Source organism: Stenotrophomonas sp. YJH_SMC_20, from assembly GCF_059367845.1.
Genome location: NZ_JCAFRG010000016.1, coordinates 37,068 through 60,555, shown reverse-complemented (window position 1 = coordinate 60,555; position 23,488 = coordinate 37,068). Strand labels below are relative to the sequence as shown.

Genomic DNA, 23,488 nt, shown 5'->3' with positions numbered 1-23,488 from the left:
CCGCAATGCCCGATACAGGCCTTTTCTACGTTCTCGATCTTGATGCAGTACGCGACCGCGATGGCAACCTCCACCGAGTCAGCGCAATCAGCGTCCGTTGCAACCACTGCAAGCACATCACCCATTCCAAGGCGCCGCAGCTGGAGACCATGCCAGGCGGCACGCTACTCGCGTGCGCCGGATGCGGCGAGCGTCAGGCCGTCAGCAACGCCCGCCTGGTTGAATGCGACCACGTGCTGGGGCATACGCTACCCCAAGCGATGCCGGCCTGACTTGCCATGTGCGGCCGATTCGTCCAGCTGCCCGTTGTCGACTTCGGCCAGCCGGGGCTGGCTGACCTTGCCCCAGGGTTGGCCGAGATACAACCCAGCTACAACCTCGCCCCGACACAGCGGGCCTCGGTAATCCTGGACCGGGGCGAAGGCCGGCAGGTAACACGGCTGGCGTGGGGTCTGCTGCCGTTCTGGGCCAAGGCCAAGGGCCTGCAGGGCTCGACCATCAACGCCCGCATCGAGACGGTGGCCACTAAGCCGGCGTTCCGCTCAGCCTTCAAGAAGCGCCGGTGCGTGATTCCGATGGCCGGCTACTACGAGTGGTCGGTGAGCCCGATCGACGAGAAGAAGGACCCGTGGTTCATCCACGCCACCGGGCCGCTGTTCGCAGCTGGCCTGTGGGAGGACACCAGCCCGCTGCTGCCCGAGGGCAACCTGGGCACCTTCACCATCATCACCGGCGACAGCAGCGGCGTCTCGGCCGACATTCACGACCGCATGCCGGTGTGGCTGCATGCCGGCCAGATCGATGAGTGGATGGCCGCTAGTCCGGACGATGCGATGGCGATGCTGCTGGCCAGCGAGCCGCCGGCGATGGAAGCCTATCGGGTGACCCGGGCGGTGAACACGCCGCGGAACAACCGCGAGGATCTACTACAACCCGTGGCATAGCGTTCAACCGAAGCACGACGGAACCTGCGGCTGGACGCTGCCTTTACGAAGTCAATGCCCGGTCACGTCGATCAGCACGAAGTGGCCGGATGCACTGAACTGCGTGGCGTTGTCTGACTGCGGTATCAGGGCAGTCGCGCCGGCATAGTAGAAGCGTCCCGACCCCGCTGCGCCCGTTCCATCCCCCTGCGGCCCGGTCAACCGGAACCCCACACCACGCTCGATCCGCTGGCACGAACGAGACGAGATCACAGCGTAGCGCCGACCAGCCGGGACCTGCACGTACGCACCGTCGGCCGCCCCGAACGGGGCAGTTGTCACGCCTACGATCCGAAGGGGCTTTGCCCAAGAAGCAAAAGCCAGCTCGCCGGTGTGCTCTCGGTAGACCTCGATGCCGGTCTTGCCCGGCGTTCCAGTCACAACCGAGTCGTATACCCACACCGTGCCGAACACAAACGATGAACCTGTGTAGGCTGACACGCGCCAGTTGTTGCCGCCGAGATTGGTCAGAATCACGCTGAGCCCGAAGTTGTTGTTCGGACCCGTGACCGCGACCACCGGGCTCTTGGCCTGGAAGTCACGCGTGACGTACCGGGTTACTACGATCCCCGAAACCTGGTAGGCAACGGCGCCCGCCTCGTTGATATCAAACTTGTGGCGCAGGTGGAAGTTGAGCAGGTCGCTGCGGACCTGCACTGTTCCAGATGGGGTGTACGCCTCAAAGCCTGCTGGCATATCAGTGCACTCCGTACAGCACAGTTGCAGGGACCAGGGAGAAGACTGGTTGCCCGTTGGCATCCACATCCGTTCCCCAGTAGACCCGGCCATCCGAGTACCAGACGGTTGGCGTGCGGCCAGGCTGCGCAGGCGGAGGCACCACGTAGAAGAGGAAATCCCCAGGTGGCAGCGGCCCTACCCACGTCGAATTGCCGTGCACGGAGTCGGTCTGAATCGTGCCGATGAAAAGCCCCAAGCGGGTCGTGTAGTCGATCTCCAGCGACCCGTCGAGATTGAAGGTCTGGATGCCTGCCGGCATGCGATGCTCCCTAATGATTGGCGGGAGGGCCTTGGCGCCTCCCGCCCTTTGCTACTGCCACCAGCCCATGCGCGTGGCGAGCTGCCCGTTCGGGTAGTAGGTGCGCCAGTGCCCGTCGCTGTACTCCGTGCGCTGGCCACCCGAAGAAGACGAGACGCGGAATATATCTGCCAGCACATCGAACGAGCTGATCTCTCCCGTTGCTGCCAAGACGATGCCTGCGATCTTCTTGTCCGCTCGAACGTCCACGCCCCAGCGGGCGCTGGCTTCGTTGCCGCCCGGTGACCATGTGGGCGGCTGGGTTGCACCCTCGGCCACTTCGGACAGCATCGGCCGCATGATCCAGAAATAGGGGTCTGCCTGCCCCATTCCCTGGATGCGCAGGCGCACCACCATCGACACGGTTCCCGATGGTGCCTTGGCGATGCCGAACCCGCGCGGGAAGGTCGAGATAGGCCCGCTGGTCAAGCCTGCAGGTTCCATATTCGGCGTGCCGACGCTGCCGATGATCTGCCCCAATCCGTTGAGAAACTCGGCATAGAACAGCACCCGGCAACGGTGCGAGTTGACCACCGCCGAAATGCAGTAGGTCTTTCCCGCCTCTGCCGGCAGGGTATCTCCAGCGGTGGCAAAGGCGTTCGAACCATTTGCCCACATCCCGGGCCGCATCGCCGACAGCGCGCTGGTCATCCCCTGCGGAATGTAGTTCGCGTTGCCGGAAGTGTTTCCGAAGTTGCCAAATCCCTCCGGTGCCAGCCATGCCCACGGCGTCGCCGTCCAGTTCGGGAAGGTGGAATTGGACAGGAGGTTGCCGCCCGAACCCTGGTTCCGAACCTGGACTTCCATGGTCTGCACCACGGCAGCGTCAGCCTTTTCACCGAGTCCCGCCCGCACCCCTTGGATCGCGATTGCATTGGCGTTGATCTTCCCGTCGTGCTGCTGCACGGTCGACTGCATCTGACTGAAGGCCGTGGCGTTGACGTCCCCCACCTGCGTCTTCAGGCTCACCAGGTCCTGCGCAGTCGCATCCAGCTTGCTGCCCTGCTGGTTCACCGCCGTGGTCAGCCCGGCCGTCGCCGAAGCATTGGCGCTGATCAGTAGCTCGTCGGTCACGTCGTAGAACTCAATGCGATCGACAAGGACCGTTGCGTCGCCAGTTCCGCGGTTGGTGATCCACACCTGGCTCATAGCCTCGGTACGGTCATCCCCCACGGGGTGCTCCAGCACGAACCGCTGCCAAGCACTCGTGAGGTTCGGCGTGGTCTGATCGTTATTGCCCTCGCCAGCACTGTGGCGAACCCGGCAGCGCGCGGTCAGCGTGGCATCACCGGCAATCACCCTGGCAACGATCACCGTGCGCAACTTGCGGCCGGTGCGCCCCGTCTTCAGGGGAACCCAGCGACCACCGTTGGCGTAAACGAACGGCGAACCGGCTGCACCTGCCTTGTGCACCATCTGGATTGCGCTGCCCTGCTGCCCGCCACCAGAGATCCAGGTCACATCACCGTTCTGCTGGTTGCTGTTCCCCTTGACGAACGGCGCCATATCTCCGTCGAACATCGCATTGACGTTGAGGTTCTCGCCGCGGTTGAAGGACGCATTGACAGTGCTGGACAGCACGGTGAGCTGGCTTGCAGTGCTGGCCAGCGTGCCTTCTGCGTTCGCTACCCTCGTGGTGAGCCCGGTGATGGCTTGCGCGTTCGCCTCCGAAGCCTGCTGTCCGGCATATGCCTCAGTTACGTCGGTGATGACTATGTCATCCAGCAGCAGAATCGACCCGATCACGCGCTGGGACTTCGGGTCGGTCGCGTGGCCGGGCAACGAAATGAACAAGCGCCCCTGTGCCGCAGATGCATTGGTCGTCACATACCCGCTCACCTTCGTCCACGAGGTTTTCGACAGGCTGGCGACCCCCCAATTCACAGTCGTCCAAACATTGCTCGTACCGCCAACACCTGCAGCAGAGGTCTGAACGCCAATGCGCAGATAGCTCTTGTTGTCGGGCGGAATCTCAGCACTACCAGAGGAAAGTGCTGCCCATGCCTCGACGTACAGGCGTCGAACTCCGACGAGGGGAATGAACTCGGTGACCGGATAGCAATCGGCATTTAGATCAGGGCGTGTGTCAGAGGGCACCTGAATCAACAGGCCGCGATTTCCATTGCGCTTTGCCGACGTGTTGACGGTGAACGTCGTGCCATAGCCTTGGGACAGCAGATAGCCATCCGCGAACTGCTCAAACGTCCCCGATGGGAACATCCCACCGCCACCGGCCAAACTGGCTTTCATCTCTGACTGAAGCTTGGTGACACTGGTTGAGGTCGAATCGATCTTGCCCTCTGCCGTCGTCACGCGAGTCGTGAGGTTCTGCAGGGCAGATGCGTTGGCGTCGGTCCTCCCGGAAACGCCGGTCAGGTCGCTGCGAAGCGCCGTCAGCTGTCCAGCCTGCGACGTGACCGTATTGCCCAACTGCGTCACGCTGGTGCTTAGGTCCGAGATCGCCTGTGCATTCGCCAGCAGCTCGGTCACCTCTTCCAGCACCACGTCATCAACCCACAAACTACCTGCCGTGTGGTCAGTGACGATGCTGAGTTTCAGGCCGGTGATACTGGTGCTATCGGGAATGGTGTAAACCGCGCCCAGATAGGTCCACTGGTCCTTTCCTGCGACAAAGAAAGTTGCCCCGCCGATCAGCCCGTCGGTCTGATTGGCCAGTCGCAATTTTGAGTTGTTGGAAGAACCATTGAAATCAGCGCTCGTCTTGTACCAGCATCCGTATCGGTACTTCTTGCCGGGTGACACCGCAATGATTCCAGCCGCTCCGCCGCCGTTTGCGGACGCGATGCGCGCGCCGCCGGACCAGCCATCCGCTCGCAAGCACGCGCCACCGGATCGGCCTTCGCTTGCAGCTACCACCAGTGTCGCGTTGTTGTAGCTCCAACCAACGTCACGGCCAGCCTGCCAGCCACCGTTCACGACCAAGTTGCTTCCCTGCGAAATCATCGACGGCAACGTGGCGTTGATCGTCGTGATCGACTGCGCCAAGGCGTTGGTGGTGGTGGCAGTAGCCTCCTGCAGTGCCGTCACCGATGCCGCAGTTGCCAGCGAACCGGCACCGGCCGGCATGCGGGCCTCCATCGTGCTGATGCGCTGAACCTGCGCCGAGTCCGCAGCAACGCGGGCTTTCAGCTCCTCGTAGGCCAGCCCTGCGGTCAGCTGAGCCGGATCCGTGCCGGTGTAGTTCCCGCGCATCTGGACGGCCAGCGCGGTGCGCTGGCTGGCCTCGGCAGCGTCTGCCGTGATTCGGGCCTGAGTTTCCTCCTGCACCAACGCCACGGACGCGCCGGGCTGCGGACGCCCGACGGCGATGTAGTCGATCAGGTGGTAGTTGGCGACGGTCTGCGCCGACCCCAGCTGCAGACGAATCGCATCCACCGTGGCCGGCCACCACGCAATGTCCTGCACGTCGACGGTGGCCACGCCGTTCACGTCCCACGCCGGTTCCGGGATGGCCACACGCTTCTGCGTGTTCCATGCCTGGTCCGTGGTGGTGATCCACTGGAGCAATCCGTTCCACGTCGGCGAGCCCACGCGCTTCACGCGCAGCTTCACGAAGCGGTATGCGCTGCCGTCTACGGCCAAGGCCACCGGCGACTGCACCCAGGGCGCGGTGGCATGGTTGGCGGGCCGCAGCCAGCCATCCACGAGGGTTGGCGCACCGTTGCCCGTCCACCCTTCAATGGTCTGGTTGAACGGCCAGAGCTTGATGCTGTCGAACTGCGTCCCGCTGCCGGCCGCAACCTCCGACACCGCGCGCGCCAACGATTCGTCGGCGCTCTGCCGCAGCTGCTCCTCGCGGCTGATCGCTGCCTCGCGCGCCATCTTCTCGTTCAGGAGCGCATCGATCCGCGCCTGGGCCTCGGCGCTGATCGCCTGCATGGCTTCAGTCACGCCCTGCTGCCGCAGCAGCGCCTCGGCGACCAAGTCCTGTGCGGCCTGCGCCAGCCCGGCGGCGCGTGCCGCTGCCTCGTCTGCGATCGCTTGGATCCGGGCACTGATCTCCGCCGCCAGCTTGGCCTGCTGCTCTGCCAGGTCCTTGGACGTGGTCGGCGGAACAACGCCCACCACGGTTCCCGTGCCTGTCTTGCCGCGCACGGTCGGGGTGATCTGGAACCACCAGGTCTTGCCGCTGCCGTCGCTGTAGACGTACCGCGTCTCGGTGGTGCGGTGGATCTCCGTCCAAGGACCGTCCTGGCTCTCGCTGCGCGAGATGACGTAGATCACACCCTCCAGATCGACGGCGTCCCATTCGAGCACGACGCCGTCGGCTACCGGCGTGGGATTGACCCCGTTCGCCGGCGGCACGTCCGGCGCCTTGAAAGGCACCGGGAACCACGTGGAAAAGCGCGGCGCCACCGGAGACGCGGACGGCAGCCCGCCCACGCCGATTTCTACCAGCGTGAGTTTCCTTGCTTGCATTGCTGATTACCTCGCGTTGAGTGCTTCGCGCAGCGCTGAACTGCTGGCGTTGCGTACGCCCTGGGTAGTGGTAGACACGAGCTGGCGGAGCAGCTGGTTCTGTTCGGCGAGCAGAGCGTTGCTCTGCTGTATGGCGGCGGTGGTTTGCGTCTGAGCGTCGTTGTTCACGACCAGGTCGAACACGGCCCGGCTGAAGTTGTCCGGCAACGCCTCGATGGCGTCGGCCAGCGCACCCATGCTGGTTCCGTCAGGCTGATTGAGATCTCCGACCTTCATGCCATCGATGAGGCCGGTGACCCGGCCATACAGGCTGTTGTAGTCCTGCCCGCTGGCGTACAGGTTCCGTCCGAAGCCCAGTGCGGCCTGAGCGGCCGCCTGCGCGGCGCTGGTGTCGCCACCGGACACCGCCCGCTCCAGCTCCTTCATCGCTTCGCCCAGCTTCTCCTGGTCCGTCAGCGGCGACAGGTCACTGATCGACAGGCCGTACTGCATGGCCTTCTTGTCCTTGTCGATCTGCGCCTGCAGCTTGCCCATGTTGGTGGCACGCAGCGCCTCGATCTTGGCCAGGTCCTCCGCCCGAGCGCCAGACAAGCCGAGCGCCTTGGCGTAGTCGTTCGCCGACTTCACCTGCTGGCGATACGTGCGCTCGATCGACAGTGCCTGCGACTGGTACTGCGTCAGGTTGGCCGTCATCAGCTGAGTGCTCACGTCGGCCATGAGGCTGGCGTAGTTCCCGAGCAGCCCGGTCACCTTCTGCACCTGGGTGGCCAGGTCCGTCCCGGCGACGGCGGCTAGATCCTGGAAGTAGTCGACCGCCTTGTTGACCTTGTCGACCTCCAGGCCGTTGAGCGCCCGGCCCAACTCATCGGCGTTGCCAACGGCCAGCGCGATCGACGCACTCAGCGCGGTGAACACATCCGACGCCTCGAAGTAGCCGTCGAGTTGGCCACCGAACCCCGCCGCCTTGACCGCCTCGGTGTACAACCGATTGGTCATGTCGCTGAGGTATGCCTCCAGCTGCGCCTTGGCCTCAGTGGAGTCGGCCGACAACTGGAGCTTCCCCAGGTCCACCTTCACGCTGCCGAGCTTCTGGGTCAGATCCACACCCAGCTGCTTGGCCAGATCGGTTGCAGCACCCCGGACCTGACGCGCGGCCATATCGAAGGTGCGATCGATGCCAGGATCCAGCGCGCCGAACTGCGTCCATTTCTTGTCGCTGCGGAACAGGCCGCCCTTGGCCTTGATATCGGCATAGCTCTGGCCATCGAACCCGCTGAAGCCATAGCTACCAGTGATGCCCTGCCCGGTGACCTTTGGAGCCTGCCGGCCGAACAGCTTCGCGTGGATGCTGGAGCCGGACAGTATCGACGCGACCTTGTCGTTGAAGCCGAGGGCGCGGAACCCCTTGTCGGCCAAACCGACAGCCCCGGCGGTGGCGATCTTGCCGGCCCAGCTCTCACCATTGGCGATATTCCAGCCCTGGTCGAACAACTGGGCGTTCTTCATCATGCCGGCGACGATCCAGCCGATGATGGGGACCGCCGCCGCTGCCGAGCCAGCAGCGCCTGCACCCGCCGCACCTGCGCCGGCTCCTGCACTGCCACCACCGATCAACCCGGAGAAGCTGGAACCGGTCATCCCGGCCATGCTGGTCACGTCGCCGAAGCCTGTCAGGGTTCCCGCTGCGGCCCCGGCGGAACGGCCGAACCCGAACAGGCCCTGGCCCTTGGAAAGCAGCCCGGCCACCGTGCTCACGTTCTGGCCGCCGGCCGCAGAGCCATTGCCGCCGAACAACCCCATCAGACTCTGCAGGTTCAAGCCACCGCCCTGCCCGTTCATCCCGTTGAGGATCTGCGTCTGGATCGGGATCACGATCTTCTGCTGCAGGAACTCGCGGGTCAGGTCACGCAGCCCGCGCTTGGCGGTATCTTTCAGGTCGTCCCACAGGTTGTCGAAGTCGCGCACGCCGCTGGCGACGAAGTCGGACATGGCGTCAGCGGCATCACCGACGCCGTCGACGACCACGCCGGCCCATGCCTCAACGTTGGCAGCGGCCTCCTCCACGCGCAGCGATAGGTCGGCCGATGCTCGGGCGGCGTCCAGCATGGCCTTCTCGTACTGCTCGTAGCTCGCCGCCCCCTTGGACAGCGCCAGGGCCTCCTTGCCGCCAGCGGCCTCTACCGCCTTCTGCAGCTCCTGCCGCATGTCCCGCTCGTTCATCATTTCGCGCCGGGACAGCTCGCGCGCTCGGCCGACCTTGCCGAGCATGGCGACCTCGGCATCCATCGTCGCAAGGAGCGCCTCGGGGCTGGCTAGGGCCTTCTTGATCTCCGCGCTGGACTGCTCCAACGCCTTCTGCGACTCCAGGATCAGCGTGTTGTACGCGGCCCGCTCGATGCGCCCTTCCTTCAGCGCCTCCTTCAGCTTGTCCTCGAGCTGCTTCTGTCGCTCGGTGGCCTCGGCCAGTGGCCCGGCCATCGTTGCCGCGGCCATTGCAGCCTGCTCGTTGTAGCGCTTGATCGCTTCCGCGTCTGCCTTGCGATCCTTGGCGCCTGCGCGCTCAGCGGCTGCCGACGCCTTGCGCGACTCCGTGAAGTTCTTCTGCGCAGCGGCCAGCTCCGTCTGGAGCCGGATGTACTGTGCGCCCTGCTCGATGTACTGCTTGACCTTGGGGTCATCGCGCTTTGAGAAGTCGACGCCGCTGGCTTGGGCCTCCTTGAACCAATCGTTCACGTCCAGCTTTGCAACTTCGGCAGCACTTTTGCCCACGCGGGCGAGCTGACCCGGCAGCGACTGCATTGCCGAAGCGATGCGCTTGCCAGCCGCGCCTGCCGAGTCTCCCAGAACGTTGAACGAACCCGACAGGGCGTCAGTTGCGCTCTTCGCCTGAGTACTGCTGCCCGTGAAGGCGTCGAGGATCGCACGCTTACGATCGACCTCCCTGCCAGCAGTCGCCGCGGCAGCGGTCTCTTCCGTGAGGCTCTTGGCCACGGTGGCAGCAGCTGGCGAGCCAGCGATCATTGCTCGCCATGCCGCCTCCAGGCCATTGGAGAACTCATCGGCGCCAATCTTGCCGGCCTTAAAGGCGGCATCCAGCCGCTGCGTCTCCTGGATGAACTCTGAAGCCTGGCTCGCGGTCGCAAAGTTCGTCGCCGCAGCGACCATCTCCGTAATCGAGCTGGTGATGGTCCGGTAGTTCTCGTCGATCTCCTTCTGCAGTCGAAGGATCTCGCCGGCCTGCATCTGGGCGTTGAGGGTCTTGAACTTCTCGATGGCAGTGTCAGCTGCACCACCGAAATCGATCAGCGCAGCCGATGCGATCGCTGTGTTGTCGCGGAAGACCAGCCAGCCGGCTGCGGCGGTGGCCAGCATCGTGACGATACCGGCCGGGCCTCCAAGCATCGCGAGCGTCGATGCACCCGCCCGCGCAACCCAACCCGCATTCGCGGCAGCTGCCTGCCCCTGTGCTTGCGCAAGCAGGAGGACCGCCTGCCGATGCTCCAGGGTCGCAGCAGCGGCTTTGGAACTGACAGATACGCTTCCGCCGATCGCAGCAGCGCGGCGCACTTCTGCCTGAGCATCAAGCATTGCCGCGCGGGTCCGCAGTTCGAGCTGCTGGGCCGCAGCGACGTTCTGCGCGGCCGCGGCCCGATCTGCTGCCATCCCTGCGTTCGCTGCAGCGACGCGCGCCAGGAGAGCTTTCAGGAGGGGACCGGACGCGACCGCCGCTCCGGCGACCGCTACCGCTTCCAGATTGCTGCCGAGGGCGCCGATACCAGTTGCAAGCAGCTTGGATGCTCCGGTCGCCTCGTCGGCACGACCGATCATGACCTGGAGGTTGTTGTTGAACAGCGTCATTGCCTGCCCAACGGTGGAATCCATTTTGCCGAAGGCGTCGTCCACCGCACCGGCTTGGCTCTGCAAGGCGTTGATCACCTGTTGTGATGACAGCTTGCCCGCAGCACCCAGTTCGCGCAGCTTCCCGATGGGGACGTTCAAACCCTTGGCGATGGCCTGGGCCAGCGCCGGCGCTTGCTCGAGTACCGAGTTCAGCTCTTCACCACGAAGGGTGCCCGAGGCAAACGCCTGACCCAGCTGGACAAGCGCAGCATCGGCGCCAGCTGCGGACGTGCCGCTGATCACCATCGTCTTGCTGATCGTCTCGACAACGCGCGCCAGGTCACGCCCAGACAGGCCTAGCGCCTCCTGGTTCATGGCGATGCGCTGGTACAGCTCCGCGGTGGCGCCGAGAGGCTGTCGAGCAGCAGCAGCGATCCGGATCACGTCAGCCTGCGCGGCGACAAACTGCGCCTGCCCTTGGGTAACCAAGCGCAACCGGTTGTTCAGGTTCGTCCATTCGTCGGCCTTGCCAACGGCGGCTTTGACGGCCACCAGGGCAGAGGTAAGGTTCACAGCCTCGAACGCAACGCGACGGAAGCCGGCCGCAACCGCATCAGCTCCGCGTCTCGCCGCATCCGACATGGACGATTGAATAGTTGCCATATCGCGCTGAACAACGCGCGACGCCTTTCCGCTGTCGCGCTCAAACGAGCCCGACTTCAGCAGCAGGTCAACGGTAAGGGTGTAAAGGCTCATCGCGCTTCCAAAAAAAAAGCCCGCACAGGGCGGGCTTTGAGGCTTATGGAGGGGAGTTTCAGCGAATCGAAATCTCCGATCCGTTAATGGTCATATCTGTCACGATCCCCGTCGCGTTGGTGATGCAAGACGCAGAAGCAGGCTTCGCGGAGCCATCGGTTGTGGGTAGGATCAGGCCCGAGCCCAACGGCCAGGCGAAGTAATGCTCGCCCGCCGATCCCATGTCTTTCACGTAGGGCACCTTCGCGCTTCTCGGGTCCAATGATGCAGCCTGAATCGCGCTCATGCAGTTAAGCAGGGCCTGTTTCGCGCCGTCGTCCTTTGCAGCCGTGCAACCCATCACCGGCGACAGCAGCATTAAAGACGCTAATCTGATTGCATGTTTCATAAAAGCTCCCGAATTTTGTCGGGATCATGCCAGCTACGCAGCGATTTCCTCAAATTCCATATACCCGGAGAAGTACTGTCGACTGATGTTCTCGGCACTGGGCAACTGGGTCGGGAAGCCGTAGAGGGCGGACCGCGCCGCCAATGCTGGATCGAATGCCTTCGTCACCATATCCCGGTACTGGGGCACGACACAGGAGCGCCGTCGACCCGCCAGTGCGGCCCCGATCATCTCCCAGTCCATCCCGCCGAGGCCGTTCCCGCGCACAACCGGCGTGGACCGGCCGGACAGCGTGCAGGTCAGCCTGCGGTACAGCGGCCCGCGCACGGTATTGACCTGGCCGCCCTTGGTCCGGGCATGGACACTGGCGTCAATCGTTGCTACGGCCCAGCCGTCCTTGATACCAACGTCCACCGCCCGGAAGATGGCAATCTCGCCCACGTCCACGTTGGTGGCGGTGGTGGCGATCTCCACGGACACCACCGAGACCAAGGCGCTGGCCTGCGGGAACAGCCAGGCGCAGACGCTGCCGTCAGGCAGACGCACGGTGGTCCCGATGGCTCCGGCGGCGCTGACCTGCACGCCGGGCGGGATGTTGAGGCCGAGAATCGCGATGATTCCCGGGACGACGGCATCGGCCAGGGTGATCGTGATCGCCAGCGAGCCGGTCCGCCTGATCCGCGATGCGCGACCCGGCTTCCCGTCGAAGAGCGCCGAGCCCTGGTCCGCACTCAACCACGTGCCACCGGTGAGGGTCACTGTCGTGACTGCCGGCATGCCATATCCGATCAACATTCAAGATCTCCCGACGGCACCCATGCAAACGGGCTGAGCTTCCCGTTATCGGGAAGCATCGTCATCGCCCACTCGCCGGCATACTCACCCTCCTCGATCAGCCAGCACGCCTTCCACCGTGCCTCTTGGCCAATGAACTCCGACACTCCCGGCACCAAGTCGTCTCGGCGCCGCGGCTGGAACTTGGCAACCACAACTTCGAACTGGCGAATGTCTCGCATACCTAGCCCCACACCGTCAGAACCACGTCCCCCGTGGCAGGGTTGCGCTCCACACGGCGCACCAGCACCGGCTTGCCGTCTTCAAGACCATATCGGCTGTAGGTGAGCCGGCCGATCTGTCCCGGCAGCGGCGCCAGATCCTGATCGCCACGCACCGCCAGCTGGTAGAAGTGGCGCTGCACTTGGTACATGCCCAGGACGCGCTCAATTTCCTGCTGCGCGTCGGCCGCGTGCCAGAACAACGAGATGACCGGGTCAGCCGCCTCTGCCCGCTGGTAGTGGGCGTGCAGCGGACCAGCACCATACACCTGCCCTCGGTAGAGGCCGGTCAGTTCATCGCGTCGGGGCTGGGGCACGTCGACAACGTCAGTGACTAGGTCCGATCCGCCCAGCGCCTGGCCGTTGGGTCGGTAGGCCATACGTCGGGTCAGGTTTGGAGCGTCATCGGGCACCATCACTAGGTCAGCCGCCAGATCATCCTCCGACAAGTCGAAGGCGAACGCGCCGGCATAGGTCTCGGGCGCGGTCACGCGGGCGAAGCGCAGCACCCCGGATGGATCCTGATAGCAGCCGGCGCCGTAGCTGGGTAGGAGGGCATTCAGCGCGGCGCGGCCGGTAATGGCGGTGCCCGCGTAGTAGCCGATACCCATGTAGCCCGTGGCTTGGTCGATCACCGCGCAGTCGCTGGCCGACCACGCCGCTCGGCCCAACCGGGCCATCACATCACCCACCGCCTGCTCCAACCGCGCCGGCATCATGCCCGCGCCGATGCTGGAGGCATCCACCACCACCGGCGTCACCGGTGGCGACTTCAGCAGCAGCTGTTGCCCGTCCGGGGCCTCGTTGTAGGTGTTGATCTCCATCAGGTCGCCGCGGTCCATAACCGCATTGACGTAGACCCGGCTGTCAGCGACGAACATCGATGTTGCGTCTGAGTTGGCGCCCATGGCCGGAATGCTGGCCACCGCGCCAATCACCACCGGCTGAGGCTTCCATGCCAATGACGCGACATTGGGCAGAAACACGCCCCGGTTGATGGTCTCGTCCAGGTAGTCGTGCGCATCGCGCAGGTGCAGCGTCTTGGTGCCGTCGTCGTTGATCTCGATCTGCTCGATCGCGCAACGGAAGGCCGGGACCGCGTCGGCCCGCATCCCGTTCTCGGGTGCAAGCAGGATCTGCACCGAACTGCCTGATACGCCAGTGCCTGCCATTCCGTCTAGCAGGCCATCCGCGTCGACCACAACGCACTCGGCGGCCGCTGCCTGGGACACCGGATCACCGCCCCACGGCCAGAACGCCAGCTCCTGGATCAGGTTGACGCCCTCGGCCACCAATCCCTCGTAGCGAACGTTCGCCGGGCTGTCGCCAGGAGCTGACAGCCAGTCAACGTCCGCCAGGCGCGTGGGACTTACGTTGGCGGTGGGGAGGCGCCACCCAGCTGCAGCCGCTTCACTTCGCGGTCCCCACTGCCCCGCATTGACCGCAAGGCACAGCCCGCCCGCCTTGGTGGCGGCCAGTGACGCGGCGAAGAACAGTGGCCCGGACAGCTGCAGCTCCCTCGTGTAAATCTGCGCACCGTTGAGGTAGAGCCGCAGCTGGCGAGGGGTCGAGAACACGACCTGTAGCCCGACAATGTCGCCGTGCGTCGCCGCCGGCAGGCCAGTGGCGATCGCACCGCCAGCCTGCAGCAGGCGCCCGGCGGCGAGGTCCCAGCCGATGCTGGCGAGGTCCGCACCCAACGCCTTGTTCAGCGCTGCGGGGCCGGTGGCGAAGCCTACGAGGGCTGCAACGGCGTCACCGCCCCACACCGCAAACTCCACGCCCACCGTCCCAGCATCAAGACCGAAGTCGGAGCGCGCGTGGCTGGCCAGCGTGGTGGCGCCGGTGGTGGCCAGGGTAAGCCCGCCATCTCGCGCAGCGAGTACCGGGCCAATGGGCGTGGCGGCGAACCGCCCGAATGTGTCGGTCATGGTCATCCCAGTCCGTCGAACCAGTCCTGCGCCTCGTCCTCATCGGACCGTGGCACGAGAGCGTCGAGGTAGTGCTGAAAGGAGCGCTTGGTCCCGCCCTGGCTGTGCGAGGCGGTGATGTACGCGGCGAAGGCAGCGGGCTTGATGTGCAGGCTTACGGGGTCGATCGGGTTCCGCTTGTGGAACTCCCACCATTCCAGGAACTCGCGGCGCGACATGGTGGCCCGCAAGTCCGACACCGTCCGGTGCAGGTGACCGGCGAGGACTTTCCAGAACCAGTCCTCGCCACGCTGCCTTAGCCGTTTCCCGCGTCGGCCTGTGCCTGGGCGGCCTCGGCGCCAAAGCCGGAGTGCTTCATGGCCACGCGCTGCAGCTCAGCGGCCACGAGTGGCTTCAGCTGGGCGGCCTGACTTGCGTTCATCACAGGCTTGCCATCTTCGTCGCAAATGGTTGCCGCGATCAGCTTGGCGCGGTCGCCCTCATCCCACAGCTTGCGGAACTCCACGTCCGGCAGCTCGCGCACGTAGAACTGTGCCTTCGCGCCGTTGGGCAGGGTGATAGTGTCAGCGTGCACGTCCTTGGAGGCGAACATGCCCAGGTTGGTGAACGACTGCAGGACGCTCACGGGCTGCTGCGGTTGGGTTTCGGGGGTGTCGCTGTTCTTGCTCATTGGCCGTTTCCTTGTATGGCGACAGGGCGCGCGGGCCGCGCACGGCTAACACGCGGAGGATCCGCGCGCCCTGTCAAAGAGATGGCCCGCCGAAGCGGGCCGAGTTTCGCCGTTGGCTTGTTCAGGGCGCCGGGCGGTGGGTGGCGACTTCGCCGGAGCCGCGAATGGTCATCGTCGCCTTCCACACATCATTGTCAGCGACCGTCACCGCGAAGTTCTGGACGAAGCCATTGAACTGCTTGCACAGCACGGTGCTGGGCGGGGTGATGACGCCGTCGACCGCCACCGGCTTGGCAACACCCGCCGTCTCGCTGGCCGGAGCGGTGACCAGGAAATTCACCACCGCGCCTGTCTTGTGCAGCTCCTCCAGCGCTTCGGAGTCGACGGAGTCATAGATCACTTCGATGCTGGTGCTGCCGGTCGCCTTTCGACCTGCGACAAACTGGTCCCAGTCGTCATCGAAGTCGGAGATATCGATCTCCGACGCCTGACCATCGGGGAATCCAACCGAGCGAACGCGGGTCACTTTGATGACCTCCGCCGCGCCGATGGCGATAAACAGCTGGGTATGCTTGGATTTCAGTACCTGTCCCATAGGGTTTTCCTTGCGTTGTGCCCGTCGCTGGGCATGAAAAAGGCCCCTTGCGGGGCCGGTGGGTTGCCGTTGTGTGGGTCAGCGCAGCTGCAGGAGCCGCACGTCGAATGAAATGCCTATCGCATCCGTGCCGTCGCTGTCGGGCGTCGGGTTGTACGACTCGATGCTGCCCACGCGCTCCACCACGTCCCGGATAGCGACGCCAACGCCGCTGGCTTGGCTGAGGACCTCGCCCCATACAGTCATGCGGACCCGCCAGCCGTCAGCCGGAGGCGGTTCGGACAGCATCGCAGTTGGCGAGCCGTTGACCACTTCCCACGTCGCGTAGGGGAGCGGCGTGTTCTGAGGCGCACTACCCAGGAACAGACGGACAGGGTCGCCGAGCACCTGCCGAACGGTCGCATCGGCTTCCAGCAGGGGTTGGATCAAAGGAACCATCATCGCCAGCCATCCTTTTTCAGCTGCTTGTCGAGCGCCGCCCAGGTTTCATTGATGATCACCTGTGCCGCCTCCGGCCCTTTCGTCTCACCGGCGGGTGTGAGGAAGGGAGAGGCCCGCATGTTCTTGGTGCCGAACTCCACGAACCGCCAGTAATAGGCCCACCCAGATTCCTCGTAGACCTTACCAACGCGACCACGGCGCCGGTTGCGCTTGGTGTTGGCGTACTTGCGGCGGCGCCCCGTCTTAACGCCTACGGTAAAGTACGCGCCGCCTTGGCCTACACCTGCGCGCTGTCGGCTCTTGGAGTTGGCCCGGCGGGTGACGATCTGAGACGCCATGAAGCCCGATGCTTTCGGCGCCCGGCGCCTGGCGTCGTCCCGGATGACATTGCCGCCCTTGCGCATGCCGGTCTGGACCGCTCTTCCCTGGATGGCCTTGGGCGCCTCACGCAGCGAGCGCAACAGGCCATCCAGCCCCTGAATTGACACTTGCTCAGCCATTGCCCAACCCCGCTACGGCGATAATCGCGATCTCGCTACGGTCGTTGCTGGGTGCGATGCTCTTGATATCGAAGGCGCGGCCACGAAACACGATCCGCCACTGTGGATCAACGTCACGTGGGCGGATGTCGAACCGAACCTGCTCCCGGTAGCGCTCGGCGCCGGCGGCGACCGCTTCCGTCGTTGCCGCAAGATTGTTGGTGGTCTTGGCCCACACGCTCACAACCTCGACCCACACCGGCTTACCTGGGCCGCCCAGTGGGTCGCGCGCGTCTGTCTTGCGCTCGAAGCGGATACGGTGCTGCAGGTCGCCATCTAGAAGCGTCATGGCATCATCACCCTTCGGTATGGACGCAGAAGACTCTTGGCGCCGTTGGGAAGCTCTACCGCCTGAGCGCCCACAATCACGTCCGTGCGGTTCGCATAGAGGTGACCGAGCGTCAGCAGGATGGCAGAGAAGATGCTGGGATTCGCAACAACGCCGTGGATGCAGGCCTCCGCCTCTGCCGTCGCCTCGCGATGGGCAACAGCTGCCAGCCGTATCGCGGCAGTGCGCTCGTCCCCATCCTCAATGAACATCGCGTCTGCCAGCGCCTGGCTTTTTGCAAGTGCAGCGGCCTTCATTGCGGCTGGATAGCTGCTCCTTGCCAAAGCCAGCGCGGCGGCGTCTTGGTAGATCCGCCGATTGAGGTATGCCTGTGCAGCATCCTGCGCGCCGGCAATAGCTTCCTTCAGCTGTTCCTCGGGGTAGTCCGCCTCAACCCGCACATGCGAGCGGGCTTGTGCGAGTGAGACGATGGGCATATCAGTCCTTCTTCCCTTCAGCCAGTGCGGCGGCCAGCTTCTCCGCGCCCCAGCGCTTGTCGAATGGGATGCCAGCGGCTTCCAGCTGCGCAATCAAGGCGGGCTTATCGCCAGCAGCGACCTGGCCCTGATCGTCATCGCCGGACAGCTTGTCGACGGTTTCGGCGATCAGCGCCTCGCGTGCGCTCTCCTCGAGCGCATTCCAGTCCTCCACCGACAGTCCCGAAGCTGCGTGTGCGCGGCCAACCACCTCACCCAACGACAGGACACTGCCGTCGGAAAGCTCGAAGCTCTCCGGCTGAACACTGGATCCCACCAGGAACGGGGACGGTGTATCGACCATCAGGCTGAGCGCACCGACAGAGAGTGCGCCGGCCTCCAGCTCGGGCGGGCAGTCATCGCCGGCAACGAACTGAACGGGATAGATCTCGCCTTCCGGCACTCCACGGAAGGGCTTGATGAACTTTGCCATTACGGCTCCTCGATCACAGGGTGGATGCCGGGCGGCGCGCGGCCACCCGACGGGTGGGTGATCAGGCCGAAGCCGCGATCTTGAGGGCGCGCATCGGCTCGGGGTTGTGCACACCGCCGCCCACGCGCTTGGTGGTGTAGAACATCACGTAGGGCTTGTTGGTGTACGGGTCGCGCAGCACGCGCACGCCCTTGCGGTCGTACACCGTGTAGGTCTGCTTGAAGTCGCCGAACAGGGCAGCGACAGCGTTGGCTGCCACATCCGGGATTGCCGCCACGTCCTGCACGGCGAAGCCCGCCAGGGTCGAAGGCTGACCGGCCACCAGCGACGGCTGCCACAGGTAGTTGCCCTGCGCATCCTTCAGCTTGCGGACCACACCCTGCGTCTTGCGGTTCAGCGCGAACTTGGCGCCCGCGGTGAACGCCGACGGCAGGTCATAGACCAGGTCCAGAATGCTGTCACCGTCGATGCCGGCCGCCACGCCGCTGTTCACGACTTTGATTGCACCGAATGGGTGCTTCGCGGCATTGGCCCCACCGTCCACGTAGGTCAGGATGCCGAACGGCTTGTTGACGCCGTTGCCGGAGAAGAACGCATCGCCCTCCTGCTTGGCGAACTCCAGCTCGACCTCGCCGGCCAGCCATGCCTCCAGGTCAATTTCGGCATCGTCCAGCAGCTGCTGGGTAGCCGCCGGATTGGCGTAGATCTCGCCCCAGCCGAAGCTGAGCGGACGCAGCTTCGCCGTTGCGGTCTCCGGGCGGGGATCTTCTTCGCCCACCCAGCCCGACGACGTGCCGCCGGTATTGTAGAGCTTGGTCAGCCCCGCCCCGGAGCACGGCTGCACGTTGGCCAGCTGGCGCATGTCCGAGACGATGACCAGGCGGTCGGTGATCGAGCGGTCCCATTCGACCGGTGCCAGGTAGCCGCCCTCATCGGCCGCGCCCTTGTTGAGGGCCGCCTGCACTTCACCCTTGCGGAAGTGTGCACGGAACGAATCGGTGTATTCGGCGTCGGCCACGCCACTGCCGGCGCTGCCGCCACCCATCTGGAACGCGGCCATCTGGGTGTTGGCCTGGTCGACCGCGGCCTGCAACCGGGTGATATCGGCGTTGATGTTGTCGACCTTCAGGGCCTGCAGTGCATCGGCGCTGCCCTTCTTGATCTCTTCGAGCTGCTTGGTGTGTTCGGCCTTGAACTCGGAGAATGCCTTGTTCAGAGACTCCACCAGCGCCTTCACGTCGGGCTGGCTGCCACCATCGGCGTGCACGGAAACGAGGCCGCGCGGGACGCGGCCGTGGGTCATCTTGGTCATGTGTTGGCCTCTTAGGCTTTGATGTTGTCGAGAAGGCCCTGCAGCAGGGCCGAGGTTTCGTTGCCGCCAGCGCTCGGCGTAGCGGACCCGGCAGCGCTCGGCTTGCCGTTGAACAGCGATTTCAGAGTGTCGCGTCGCATGGATCGGGAGTGGCCTGCCTTGGCCATCGCCGCTTCGACCAGGGCCAGAGCCTTGCGCCCACCCGATGCCTGCTTGGCATCCTTGGTGGCGGCAGCGCCGTCCAGCAGCCCATCGGCAAACCCGTCCTCCACCGCTTGGGCGGCGCCAATCCAGGTCTCTTCGTCCATCATCCGGGCAGCTTCGGCCTCGGTGACTCCCGAGCGGGCCGCGTAGACCTTGGCCATGGCTGTGTCGAAGGGCTCCAGCAGCCTTGCCGCGTCGGCCATATCGTGCCGATTGCCGATGGCCACCGCCCAAGCGTTGTGGATCATCAGGAACGATCCGTCGCCCATCAGGATCTCGTCACCGGCCATCGCGATCACCGACGCCGCCGACGCGGCCAGGCCCATGACCTGGACGGTCACTCTGCCCTGGTGCTCGCGCAGCAGGTTGTAGATAGCGACACCTTCGAAGAAGTCGCCTCCGGGCGAGTTGATGTTCACCACCACGTCTTTCTCGCCGATCGCGCGAAGGGCGGCGCTGATGCGCTTGGCGGTGACGCCGGTTCCCTCCCAGTTCTCGCCGATCGAGTCATAGATCGAGATGCTGTTCGCGTCGTTGCCGGCGGCGCGAACTTCGGGCTCCCAGCGTTCGAGCGCGTCGGGACGCATGTCGAACTGGGCGGCGCCGAGCCGTCGCTCGGCACGGATTTCAGGCAGCTGCCGGAGGCTCATTGCTCTTTCCCTTCTGTGTCATGGGGTTGATCAGGTCATTGGCCCCGGGCTGGTCCGATTCCGGATAATCCAGCAGGTCGCGGACCTCGTTCTGCGTGTGGAACGGCGCCGTACCGCCGGAACCGAGCGCGGCCTTGAAGAAGTCCGCCTGATCCTTGAGCGTGCCGCGCATCAGCGCCCGCACGTTGAACTTGGGCTGGTAGCGCTCCAGGTCCCGCTCGTCGATCAGCGATCGCGCGACCGCCTGCTCCCAGTTAGTGAAATGCTCCAGCATCGTGTACTGCAGGAAGAAGATGCCCAGCTGCTCGATGCCGGTGCCCCAGCTGGTGTCGCTCAGGAACAGGAGCGGTCGGGGCACGCCATAGAGTCTGGCCACCTCCTCCACCTGTGCGCCGCGGTTCTCGACGTGCTGGGCTTCCTGGGCGGTGCTTCCGAATTTGTTGGCCTTGGCCCCTTCTTCCAGAAGCATCCATTTCTGCGCTGCTGTTGCTCCGGCGTACTCAGTGTCCAGAGACCCACGCATCCGGCCATAAGCCATGTCACTCAACGCCTGCGGAACTTCGATGGCGCCACCAGCCATGTTGCCGGTCTCAAAGATCCGACTCGCTGCCTGTTCCGCATCCAGCGCCAGCCGGATAGCCCGATCTGCCAGCTTCATCCTGGACAGGCTGGTCACGCCGTCCACGGACAAATCGCGGATGTGCAGCACATCCTCCTGCTTGAGGATGACCTCGCCACGCTTCTTACTGTTGAACCGATAGATCATCCGCCAGTCGTCGCCAAGCTCAGCCCGCACCGCCAGGGAATCCAGCGGAATCAGGTGGATTGGCCGACCGGCAGACCACACGATCCGCGCGTAGGCATCCCCGTGCCGCTGCCGGGCTAGCTCCATCTGCCGCTTGAACTCCAGCGGGGTCTGCCATGGATTCGGCTTTATCTTCAGCAAGCGATGCGCAGGATGCTCAATCGCTATCCGTTTCTTCCCACCCGACTCAACCAGGTTCAGCGGCAGCATGCCGATGGTTCCGCAGATCAGAGACAGGCAGCGGAGCACTGCCATGTTGCGCAGCTGGTAGCCACCGCCGCCGTGCCCACCTTGCGATCGGATGAACTCCAATAGTGCCGGGTCGCCCATTCCAGTGAACTGGCCAGCTTGGGCCCGCGCAGCTTGTAGAGGAGGCGAATCGAGGACCGGCGGAGGGTTCCAGTACCGGTCCAGGGACGCCAGATCTTCGGCATTGAAACGAGACATGAGGTTCCTTATAGGAATCGGATGCCGCGACTCTCGTAAACAGAGGTGCCGCGAGCAGTGGGGTTGAGTGCCATCAACGAAACCGCGTTGAACAGCGCCATCAGCGGATCGATCTTTGCCGTTCCGCTGACCTGCTTGGTGATCGTGATGGCGTTTCCGGCTGGAACCACCTTCGCATTGCCTACCGACCACGCCATCAGCGGTTGCCCGGCATGGACCAGGTCGCCACCGGCCAATGCGCGTTCTGTCGTCTTGATAGCGCCATTGAGCTTCCAGCCCTGGGAGACGGCTACGATCTGCTTGAGATCTATGCCTCGATCCTCGGTGGTCAGCTCATCAACAATCGCCCCGATCCCCGCCGGATCCACCCCGATGCCGTTCTCTTCAGGCATCAGTCCCGCCTGCTTGATCCGGCAGATGGCATCGGCCACCTGATCCACGTCCTGCCCAGGCAGCTTGACGATGGTGAGGTCACCTGCCCGCTCGAACTCGCGAAGCTTGGTGACGATATCCTTGCGCCGCTCCAGCACGATCTCGTGCGCCCAGGCGTGAACCCAGGCCAGCCACTTGCGTGTCTCCCGTTCACGCCCTACAGCTGCTAAGCCCAGCAGATCGTCCAGCCCGCCACCATCGATCCCGGTGGTGATCACCTCGCAACGCCGCAGCAAATCGTCTAGCGTCGCCACAAGCTCCGGACGGGCTTGCTGTTCCCAGAAGTCCGCGCCGGCCCAGCGATCCGAGCGCAGATTGAGCCCGACTTCGACATTCGCATGTTTGGCCAGAAAGCCCCGTAGCGAGTGCTCGCCTGCCTGTTCAGCCTTCTCGTACTCTCGTCTCAGGAACTCCGAGTCCACCGACACCCCGAAGTTGGGATTGACCAGCGGCATGTTCTCCAGCTTCAGGTGATCGCCAGCGGCAACCATCTCAGGCGGGTGCTCATAGAGCACCGGCAACGACTGAGGGTCCACGATCTTGCCATCACGCACGTCCCGCATGCGCTGCAGGTCCTGCTTGAACACGCCAGCCGGAGGCTCATCGGATTGGGTCGTCAGCTTGATGACAATCCCTTCAGGGCGCGACGCCAGGCCGCCGACCGCTTCGCGGAACATCGCCTCGGCATTGGGGCGCTTGCCGAACAGCCACTCCTCATCAATCAGTACCCAGCTGGCCTTCTTGCCGCCGACTGTTTCGCTATCGGCCGCGACCACCTTCAAGGTGGCCCCCATCGTCCGATGGGTGATGGTGCGTACATGGTCCTGCACGTGGAACAGCTCGGACAGGTCGTCATCGACCTTGATCATGTCCCGGGCCGGCGCGAACGCGTTGTTGGCGATTTCCACGGTTGGCGCCAGGATGATCATCTCCGCTGACACACGCCAGTTCAGGATCAGGGCAGTCACCATGATCCCGGCCGCCAGCGTGGACTTGCTGTTCTTCTTCGGGATCAGCATCAGCACCTCGCGAATCAGCCTACGACCGGTCTCCGCGTCGTAAGCGCCAAAGATGGCCGCTACAAAGTCGAATACCCATGGCTCGCAGGCCTCCCCGAAGGTCGGACTACCTGGTGCATCAACGATCCGTAGTTGCTTGAAGACTTGCAGTGCCTCTTCCGCCTGACTCGGGTAGATCGGCGGCGGGATGATGCTCTTTCCCGCACGCAAGCGATCCACCCAGTCCAGGCAGGCCGTTGTGTAGGCGATTCCCATCTCAGTTCATCCGAGGGCGGGGCGGAGCGGAAGGGGCGAAGCGACCGGCCACGGCCTGGGCTTTCTGTTGCCGCTCCTCCTTCTTGCCGCCCTCGCCCTTCTTGGCATGGGTGTAGGGCAACGCCGCCGAGGCCGCTTTCACCTGCAGTGCAGTTGCGGCCACGCGGCCCAGCGCAATGTCCTGGAGAAGGGTCAGCATGTCCTTGTCCTCCTGCTCAACCGGCACCGACTTGGTGCGCTTTAGGGCGCCACCGCCGGGTTGGGCTTCCAGAGAGACCTTCACCGCCGAGACCTTGGTATTTGCTGATTTCTTCGCGGGAACCGGGACCGGTTGCTTAGGCTTTCGACCGGCGCCAGGCCTTGCGCCGCCTGCGTTCTTGCGCGGGCCGCCGCTCTTGCCTTTGACGCCTGCCATTTGCTGATTTCCTTTCCTGAGGGGAATTTTTTCCGTGC

At 64.4% G+C, this 23,488-nt stretch carries 22 protein-coding genes; 2 read left to right on the top strand and 20 right to left on the bottom strand.

Features of this window, described 5'->3' with window-relative positions; all coding sequences use genetic code 11:
• The first annotated feature begins 5 nt into the window (after positions 1-5).
• Together AC5P6A_RS20445 and AC5P6A_RS20440 are read left to right on the top strand one after the other, a co-directional pair.
• Entirely contained in the window at positions 6-272 is a 267-nt protein-coding gene (locus AC5P6A_RS20445) for a hypothetical protein (RefSeq protein ID WP_080241945.1), read from the top strand.
• Positions 273-278: 6 nt separating this feature from the next.
• Positions 279-944, top strand: a complete 666-nt coding sequence (locus AC5P6A_RS20440; protein ID WP_227852398.1) for an SOS response-associated peptidase — start codon at positions 279-281, stop codon at positions 942-944.
• 51 nt (positions 945-995) lie between these two features.
• On the opposite strand, the gene AC5P6A_RS20435 is transcribed toward AC5P6A_RS20440, so the two are convergent.
• The 20 genes from AC5P6A_RS20435 to AC5P6A_RS20340 form a co-directional block, all read right to left on the bottom strand.
• Positions 996-1,640, bottom strand: coding sequence for a hypothetical protein (locus tag AC5P6A_RS20435; protein WP_495222401.1), 645 nt, complete (start codon positions 1,638-1,640; stop codon positions 996-998).
• Positions 1,641-1,680: 40 nt separating this feature from the next.
• Entirely contained in the window at positions 1,681-1,980 is a 300-nt protein-coding gene (locus AC5P6A_RS20430; protein ID WP_058981980.1) for a hypothetical protein, read from the bottom strand.
• A 51-nt stretch (positions 1,981-2,031) separates the two neighbouring features.
• The gene (locus AC5P6A_RS20425; protein ID WP_495222400.1) at positions 2,032-6,459 is read right to left on the bottom strand and encodes a carbohydrate binding domain-containing protein; all 4,428 of its coding nucleotides are present in this window, start codon (positions 6,457-6,459) and stop codon (positions 2,032-2,034) included.
• A 6-nt stretch (positions 6,460-6,465) separates the two neighbouring features.
• On the bottom strand, positions 6,466-11,055 hold the full coding sequence (locus AC5P6A_RS20420; protein WP_495222399.1) for a tape measure protein: 4,590 nt from the start codon (positions 11,053-11,055) through the stop codon (positions 6,466-6,468).
• 58 nt (positions 11,056-11,113) lie between these two features.
• Entirely contained in the window at positions 11,114-11,443 is a 330-nt protein-coding gene (locus tag AC5P6A_RS20415; RefSeq protein ID WP_495222398.1) for a hypothetical protein, read from the bottom strand.
• A gap of 33 nt (positions 11,444-11,476) precedes the next feature.
• Positions 11,477-12,238, bottom strand: a complete 762-nt coding sequence (locus AC5P6A_RS20410; RefSeq protein ID WP_495222397.1) for a hypothetical protein — start codon at positions 12,236-12,238, stop codon at positions 11,477-11,479.
• Positions 12,239-12,461: 223 nt separating this feature from the next.
• Entirely contained in the window at positions 12,462-14,429 is a 1,968-nt protein-coding gene (locus AC5P6A_RS20405; protein ID WP_495222396.1) for a hypothetical protein, read from the bottom strand.
• 2 nt (positions 14,430-14,431) lie between these two features.
• Complete coding sequence (locus AC5P6A_RS20400; RefSeq protein ID WP_012511474.1) at positions 14,432-14,647, bottom strand: hypothetical protein; 216 nt, start codon at positions 14,645-14,647, stop codon at positions 14,432-14,434.
• Positions 14,648-14,724: 77 nt separating this feature from the next.
• Entirely contained in the window at positions 14,725-15,099 is a 375-nt protein-coding gene (locus AC5P6A_RS20395; protein WP_235647043.1) for a hypothetical protein, read from the bottom strand.
• Positions 15,100-15,220: 121 nt separating this feature from the next.
• Positions 15,221-15,694 carry a phage tail tube protein gene (locus AC5P6A_RS20390; RefSeq protein ID WP_392421846.1) on the bottom strand — a complete coding sequence of 158 codons (474 nt, stop codon included), beginning with the start codon at positions 15,692-15,694 and terminating at the stop codon, positions 15,221-15,223.
• A gap of 78 nt (positions 15,695-15,772) precedes the next feature.
• The gene (gp17, locus tag AC5P6A_RS20385) at positions 15,773-16,135 is read right to left on the bottom strand and encodes a tail completion protein gp17 (RefSeq protein ID WP_235647041.1); all 363 of its coding nucleotides are present in this window, start codon (positions 16,133-16,135) and stop codon (positions 15,773-15,775) included.
• Positions 16,132-16,635, bottom strand: a complete 504-nt coding sequence (locus AC5P6A_RS20380; protein WP_495222395.1) for an HK97-gp10 family putative phage morphogenesis protein — start codon at positions 16,633-16,635, stop codon at positions 16,132-16,134. The genes gp17 and AC5P6A_RS20380 overlap by 4 nt, the downstream gene beginning before the upstream one ends.
• Positions 16,628-16,963 (bottom strand): phage head closure protein, encoded by a 336-nt coding sequence (locus AC5P6A_RS20375; protein WP_235647040.1) that lies wholly within the window; start codon positions 16,961-16,963, stop codon positions 16,628-16,630. Before AC5P6A_RS20375 ends, AC5P6A_RS20380 begins: the two co-directional genes overlap by 8 nt.
• Positions 16,960-17,439 (bottom strand): head-tail connector protein, encoded by a 480-nt coding sequence (locus AC5P6A_RS20370; RefSeq protein WP_235647039.1) that lies wholly within the window; start codon positions 17,437-17,439, stop codon positions 16,960-16,962. Before AC5P6A_RS20370 ends, AC5P6A_RS20375 begins: the two co-directional genes overlap by 4 nt.
• A gap of 1 nt (position 17,440) precedes the next feature.
• Entirely contained in the window at positions 17,441-17,911 is a 471-nt protein-coding gene (locus tag AC5P6A_RS20365) for a hypothetical protein (protein ID WP_235647038.1), read from the bottom strand.
• Between the two features lie 61 nt (positions 17,912-17,972).
• Positions 17,973-19,223: a phage major capsid protein gene (locus AC5P6A_RS20360; RefSeq protein WP_235647037.1), complete on the bottom strand. Its 1,251-nt coding sequence runs from the start codon at positions 19,221-19,223 to the stop codon at positions 17,973-17,975.
• Between the two features lie 11 nt (positions 19,224-19,234).
• The gene (locus AC5P6A_RS20355) at positions 19,235-20,077 is read right to left on the bottom strand and encodes a head maturation protease, ClpP-related (RefSeq protein ID WP_032129826.1); all 843 of its coding nucleotides are present in this window, start codon (positions 20,075-20,077) and stop codon (positions 19,235-19,237) included.
• The gene (locus AC5P6A_RS20350; protein WP_235647036.1) at positions 20,055-21,329 is read right to left on the bottom strand and encodes a phage portal protein; all 1,275 of its coding nucleotides are present in this window, start codon (positions 21,327-21,329) and stop codon (positions 20,055-20,057) included. Before AC5P6A_RS20350 ends, AC5P6A_RS20355 begins: the two co-directional genes overlap by 23 nt.
• An 8-nt stretch (positions 21,330-21,337) precedes the next feature.
• Positions 21,338-23,035 carry a terminase large subunit gene (locus AC5P6A_RS20345; protein WP_251103566.1) on the bottom strand — a complete coding sequence of 566 codons (1,698 nt, stop codon included), beginning with the start codon at positions 23,033-23,035 and terminating at the stop codon, positions 21,338-21,340.
• A 1-nt stretch (position 23,036) separates the two neighbouring features.
• Complete coding sequence (locus tag AC5P6A_RS20340) at positions 23,037-23,450, bottom strand: hypothetical protein (protein ID WP_235647034.1); 414 nt, start codon at positions 23,448-23,450, stop codon at positions 23,037-23,039.
• Between the last annotated feature and the right edge of the window lie 38 nt (positions 23,451-23,488).

What these genes read in the sequence shown, in the direction of transcription:
- AC5P6A_RS20415 (WP_495222398.1), bottom strand. Translation starts at nt 11,443, where the DNA reads ATGAAACATGCAATCAGATTAGCGTCTTTAATGCTGCTGTCGCCGGTG.
- AC5P6A_RS20370 (WP_235647039.1), bottom strand. Translation starts at nt 17,439, where the DNA reads ATGCCCATCGTCTCACTCGCACAAGCCCGCTCGCATGTGCGGGTTGAG.
- AC5P6A_RS20400 (WP_012511474.1), bottom strand. Translation starts at nt 14,647, where the DNA reads ATGTCGCGCCGCGAGTTCCTGGAATGGTGGGAGTTCCACAAGCGGAAC.
- AC5P6A_RS20425 (WP_495222400.1), bottom strand. Translation starts at nt 6,459, where the DNA reads ATGCAAGCAAGGAAACTCACGCTGGTAGAAATCGGCGTGGGCGGGCTG.
- AC5P6A_RS20355 (WP_032129826.1), bottom strand. Translation starts at nt 20,077, where the DNA reads ATGAGCCTCCGGCAGCTGCCTGAAATCCGTGCCGAGCGACGGCTCGGC.
- AC5P6A_RS20380 (WP_495222395.1), bottom strand. Translation starts at nt 16,635, where the DNA reads ATGGCTGAGCAAGTGTCAATTCAGGGGCTGGATGGCCTGTTGCGCTCG.
- AC5P6A_RS20365 (WP_235647038.1), bottom strand. Translation starts at nt 17,911, where the DNA reads ATGGCAAAGTTCATCAAGCCCTTCCGTGGAGTGCCGGAAGGCGAGATC.
- AC5P6A_RS20350 (WP_235647036.1), bottom strand. Translation starts at nt 21,329, where the DNA reads ATGTCTCGTTTCAATGCCGAAGATCTGGCGTCCCTGGACCGGTACTGG.
- AC5P6A_RS20375 (WP_235647040.1), bottom strand. Translation starts at nt 16,963, where the DNA reads ATGACGCTTCTAGATGGCGACCTGCAGCACCGTATCCGCTTCGAGCGC.
- AC5P6A_RS20340 (WP_235647034.1), bottom strand. Translation starts at nt 23,450, where the DNA reads ATGGCAGGCGTCAAAGGCAAGAGCGGCGGCCCGCGCAAGAACGCAGGC.
- AC5P6A_RS20345 (WP_251103566.1), bottom strand. Translation starts at nt 23,035, where the DNA reads ATGGGAATCGCCTACACAACGGCCTGCCTGGACTGGGTGGATCGCTTG.
- AC5P6A_RS20405 (WP_495222396.1), bottom strand. Translation starts at nt 14,429, where the DNA reads ATGACCGACACATTCGGGCGGTTCGCCGCCACGCCCATTGGCCCGGTA.
- AC5P6A_RS20420 (WP_495222399.1), bottom strand. Translation starts at nt 11,055, where the DNA reads ATGAGCCTTTACACCCTTACCGTTGACCTGCTGCTGAAGTCGGGCTCG.
- gp17 (WP_235647041.1), bottom strand. Translation starts at nt 16,135, where the DNA reads ATGATGGTTCCTTTGATCCAACCCCTGCTGGAAGCCGATGCGACCGTT.
- AC5P6A_RS20360 (WP_235647037.1), bottom strand. Translation starts at nt 19,223, where the DNA reads ATGACCAAGATGACCCACGGCCGCGTCCCGCGCGGCCTCGTTTCCGTG.
- AC5P6A_RS20440 (WP_227852398.1), top strand. Translation starts at nt 279, where the DNA reads ATGTGCGGCCGATTCGTCCAGCTGCCCGTTGTCGACTTCGGCCAGCCG.
- AC5P6A_RS20395 (WP_235647043.1), bottom strand. Translation starts at nt 15,099, where the DNA reads ATGAGCAAGAACAGCGACACCCCCGAAACCCAACCGCAGCAGCCCGTG.
- AC5P6A_RS20430 (WP_058981980.1), bottom strand. Translation starts at nt 1,980, where the DNA reads ATGCCGGCAGGCATCCAGACCTTCAATCTCGACGGGTCGCTGGAGATC.
- AC5P6A_RS20390 (WP_392421846.1), bottom strand. Translation starts at nt 15,694, where the DNA reads ATGGGACAGGTACTGAAATCCAAGCATACCCAGCTGTTTATCGCCATC.
- AC5P6A_RS20410 (WP_495222397.1), bottom strand. Translation starts at nt 12,238, where the DNA reads ATGTTGATCGGATATGGCATGCCGGCAGTCACGACAGTGACCCTCACC.
- AC5P6A_RS20445 (WP_080241945.1), top strand. Translation starts at nt 6, where the DNA reads ATGCCCGATACAGGCCTTTTCTACGTTCTCGATCTTGATGCAGTACGC.